Raw genomic sequence first — 3,874 nt, forward strand, 5'->3', positions numbered from 1 at the left:
ACCGTAGCCGCTCGTCCATGATCCCAGTTTCTCGCCAAACCATCGCCGGTCCTCCCGGCGGACAAGAAAACTGTCACCCATGCTATCGGTCCATTCTGTTACCTATCTATCCGGTTCGGACACCGGGCATTTCTCCCCGTATAGTGACGGGGAGAAAGGGCAGTTGCGGCGTTGGCGCTCTTTCTCCGACGCTCAGGATTAGCGAAATCATCGGCGAGAGCGCCCCTTTCCCCGTCACTATACGGCAGCGCGGACGGTGCAGGGTGGGGCGTCGTTTCCGTCGCCACGAACGCGTTTCTTCTCAGTGCCCCCGCAGCCATTTGCGTCTCTCGCCTTGGCCGGATGATGCAGTCGGCGAGGCGGTGCGTTTCGTAAAGATCAGGAGGGGATGCGTGCGTTGGCGCGGGCGAGCAGCAGGGCGCGTTCCCTGTCATTGCCGGTCAATTGGGCGGCGTGGCGGAACGCCGCGCTGGCTTCCGCCCGATGGCCGAGCTTCTCCAGGAAATCGCCGCGCACCGTGGGCAGGAGATGCAAGTCCTTCAGGCGCGGCTCGTCCTTCAGCGCCTCGACGATGGCGAGGCCTTGCGCCGGACCGAACGCCATGCCGACGGCCACGGCCCGGTTGATCTCGACGATGGGCGAGGGGGCCGCCAAGGCAAGCGCCTGGTAATAGGCCGATATCGCGATCCAGTCGGTGTCGGCGGCGGTGACCGCGCGGGCGTGGCAGGCCGCGATCATCGCCTGCAGCAGATAGGGGCCGGGCGCCGAGGTCAGGACCATGGCGCGATTCAGGCCGTCGAGGCCGCTCCGGATGAGCGACCAGTCCCAGCGGCCGCGGTCCTGGTCGAGCAGCAGGATCGGATCGCCCGCTTTGCCGGTGCGGGCCGCGAAGCGGGAGGCGTTGAACTCCATCAGCGACACCAGCCCCCGCACCTCGGGCTCGTCGGGCATCAGCGCCGCCAGCGAGCGGCCGAGGCGCAGCGCCTCGGCGCAGAGATCGGCGCGCAGCCAGTCCGGTCCGGCGGTCGCCACATAGCCCTCGTTGAAGATGAGATAGACCACCTCCAGCACTGCGGCGAGGCGCTCGCGGCGCTCTTCCGCGCGCGGCGTCTCGAACGGGATGGCGGCATCGCGAAGGGTTCGCTTGGCGCGCACGATGCGCTGGGCAGCGGTGGCTTCGGGCACCAGGAAGGCGCGGGCGATCTCCGGCGTCGACAGGCCGCCCAGGAGTCGCAGCGCCAGCGCGGCGCGCTGCTCGGCGGGCAGGACGGGATGGCAAGCGGTGAATATCAGCCGCAAGAGGTCGTCGTCGATATCCTCGTCGAGCGCCGCCTCGATGTCGGGCATCTCGCGCTCCAGCTCGGCGAGGTCGATGGCGAGCGTGCGATGCTTGCCGTCGATCATGGTGGTGCGGCGCAGCCGGTCGAGCGCCCGGTTCCTGGCGACCTGCGTCAACCAGGCGGCCGGATTGCGCGGGATGCCGTCGCGAGGCCAGCGCTCCAGCGCCAGCACGAAGGCGTCCTGCGCGATTTCCTCGGCCAGCCCGACATCCCTGAGGGTGCGTGCCAATCTGGCGGTGAGCTTCGGCTGCTCGATCCGCCAGACGGCCTCGATGGTTCTGTTGGCGATCAATCCTTGATCCTGCCGAGACGATCCGCCACCTTCTGGACGTCCTCGGGAAATTCGCTCATTTCAAAGACCTGGCGGATTTCGATCACGTCATTTTCTCCAGCGGGGCAGCGGCGGGCCCATTCGATGGCCTCGTCGCGTGAGCGCACGTCGATCACCCAATAGCCGCCCAGCACTTCCTTGACCTCGGCGAAGGGGCCGTCGACGACCAGAGGCTTGCCACCCTTGTAGCTGACCCGCGCCCCGGCGGACGGCGGATGCAGGCCGTCGAGCGTCAGAAGCACGCCGGCTTTCTTCAGCTCGTGATTGTACTTCATCATCCCTTCCACCGCCTCGGCGCTGGGCATGACATCGGGCGCCGCCTCCGCGTAGCCGCCGGGGATCATCAGCATCATGAACCGCATGGTCTTCTCCTTGGTTGGGTTGGTTCAATCATATGACGAACGGGCCATGGTGAAATCGACAGGCGCGGGAGAAACTTCGAATCCCGGATCTCGAACGCGTGTTGGACCGCCATATCGGCGAGGCTGCCATCTGGCCCCGCCGGTCCGCCCTGATATATCCGGCTGCGATCCATCACATGAGGGGCCTCGTGAAGTCATCTAGCCTGGCAGGCGCCGTTTCTCCCATGGTCCCGGTGCTTGTCTGCGCTCTAGGCATCTTCCTGCTGTCGGGGATGGACGCGGCCATGAAGGTCCTGGTCATCGCGGTAGGCGTCTACAACACGGTGCTGTGGCGCAGCATGCTGGCAACCGTGGTTGCGGGCACAGGCTGGTCGATGGGGCCACGCAGGCTGCCCGCGCTTCCCGTGCTCAGGCTGCATGCGCTGCGTGCCGCGGTCGTCGGCTTTGTCTTGCTCTCCTTCTTCTGGGGGCTCGCCCGCCTGCCACTGGCGGAGGCGATCGGGCTCAGTTTCGTCGCGCCGCTGTTTGCCTTGCTGCTTGCCGCCTTGCTGCTCGGCGAGCGCATACAGCGGCAGGCGATCTGGGCCTCGCTGGCCGGCATAGCGGGCGTCGCGATCATCGTGAGCGGCCAGTTCGGGCAGGCGAACCATGCCAGGGATGCCTTGCTCGGCACGGCGGCGGTGCTGGTATCGACGGTGTTCTACGCCTACAATCTGATCCTTGCGCGGCAGCAGGCGCTGGTGGCCAAGCCGATCGAGATCATGCTGTTCCAGAACCTGTGCGTGGCGGTCATGCTCGGTCTCGCGGCGCCCTGGCTCGCCATTGCCCTGCCGGGCGAGCTCTGGCTTCCGCTCGCCGGGGTGACGGCGCTGTCGCTCGCCGGCCAGTTCCTGATGAGCTGGGCCTACGCGCGTGCCGAAGCGCAATATCTGATCCCGACGGAGTACTCGGCCTTCATCTGGGCGATCGCGCTTGGCTGGTTCTTCTTCGACGAGGCGGTGACCTGGACCACGCTGGCGGGAGCGGGCCTCATCGTGGCCAGTTGCCTGATCGCGGCGCGTTCCAATCCAAGGCTTGCCGAGCCGATCGAAGCCGCGGTCTGAGGGCAGGTTTGCCGCCGGGCTCACACCAGGCGCGCTGCCCGTCTCCCGGGGAAAGCGCGCCTGGCTCGACTTACCACTTGACCTTGAAGCCGACCGTGCCGCCGATGGAGCGGCTGTCGCCGAAGTCTTCCAGGCTGGTGCGTGCCAAGACCTCGCCATTGACGGAATAACGGTCATCGGCCCAGCTCAGCGAGCCGCCGAGACCGAGCCCGCCCGACAGCTGCCGCGACTTGCTGCTGAACACGGTGCCCGAGACATCGACATCGGAGCCGTCGAGGAAGTCGTAATAAAGATTGCCGATGCCGTAGACATGCGAGCGGCTCGTTTTGCCCGTCTTGTCCTTCCATCGGCTTTCATAGTCCGCCGACAGGCCGAGCCTGCCGATCAGGCTGTCGCTGCCGCCATTGGCGACGACGGCGCCGTAGGGGTCGGTAAAGCTGTCGAAATCGACCGAGGAATAGCTGAGCTGCGCCTGCGGCGTCAGCGACCAGTTGCCTTGGAGACCGATCTTCTGCCCGGCTTCGATACCGAGGCCATAGCCGAAGCCGTTATTGCCCTTGACCAGCCTTTTGCCGAGCGTGGCGGAGGACAGGTCGCTGTCGAACCAGGTCAGTTCGGCCTGCGCGTCGACATAGAAGCCGCTGTTGCCGTACCAAGTCAGCGTGCCGCCGAAGCCGTAGCCTGTCGTGTCGATCGAGCCGAGGCCGAAAGCCGAGGAGATATCCGACTTCACCGTAC

The 3,874-nt window shown here is 66.2% G+C and carries 4 protein-coding genes; 1 reads left to right on the forward strand and 3 read right to left on the reverse strand.

Annotated features, from left to right (window positions below; all coding sequences use genetic code 11):
- Positions 1-378 precede the first annotated feature (378 nt).
- Positions 379-1,632 (reverse strand): RNA polymerase sigma factor, encoded by a 1,254-nt coding sequence (locus tag EOA36_RS29950; RefSeq protein ID WP_127280566.1) that lies wholly within the window; start codon positions 1,630-1,632, stop codon positions 379-381.
- A complete protein-coding gene (locus EOA36_RS29955) occupies positions 1,629-2,033 on the reverse strand; it encodes a YciI family protein (RefSeq protein ID WP_127280567.1) in 405 nt (134 codons plus the stop codon). Before EOA36_RS29955 ends, EOA36_RS29950 begins: the two co-directional genes overlap by 4 nt.
- A 176-nt stretch (positions 2,034-2,209) precedes the next feature.
- Here EOA36_RS29955 and EOA36_RS29960 point away from each other — a divergent pair, with 176 nt between their 5' ends.
- The gene (locus tag EOA36_RS29960) at positions 2,210-3,136 is read left to right on the forward strand and encodes a DMT family transporter (protein ID WP_127280568.1); all 927 of its coding nucleotides are present in this window, start codon (positions 2,210-2,212) and stop codon (positions 3,134-3,136) included.
- 70 nt (positions 3,137-3,206) lie between these two features.
- On the opposite strand, the gene EOA36_RS29965 is transcribed toward EOA36_RS29960, so the two are convergent.
- Positions 3,207-3,874: autotransporter outer membrane beta-barrel domain-containing protein (locus EOA36_RS29965; protein ID WP_127280569.1), on the reverse strand; the 668-nt coding region annotated here is incomplete at its 5' end.

It is taken from the genome of Mesorhizobium sp. M8A.F.Ca.ET.021.01.1.1 (assembly GCF_003998025.1).
Taxonomy (GTDB): domain Bacteria; phylum Pseudomonadota; class Alphaproteobacteria; order Rhizobiales; family Rhizobiaceae; genus Mesorhizobium.

Excerpts from the sequence above, each read along its gene's own strand:
- EOA36_RS29955 (WP_127280567.1), bottom strand. The coding sequence starts at position 2,033 with ATGCGGTTCATGATGCTGATGATCCCCGGCGGCTACGCGGAGGCGGCG.
- EOA36_RS29960 (WP_127280568.1), top strand. The coding sequence starts at position 2,210 with ATGAGGGGCCTCGTGAAGTCATCTAGCCTGGCAGGCGCCGTTTCTCCC.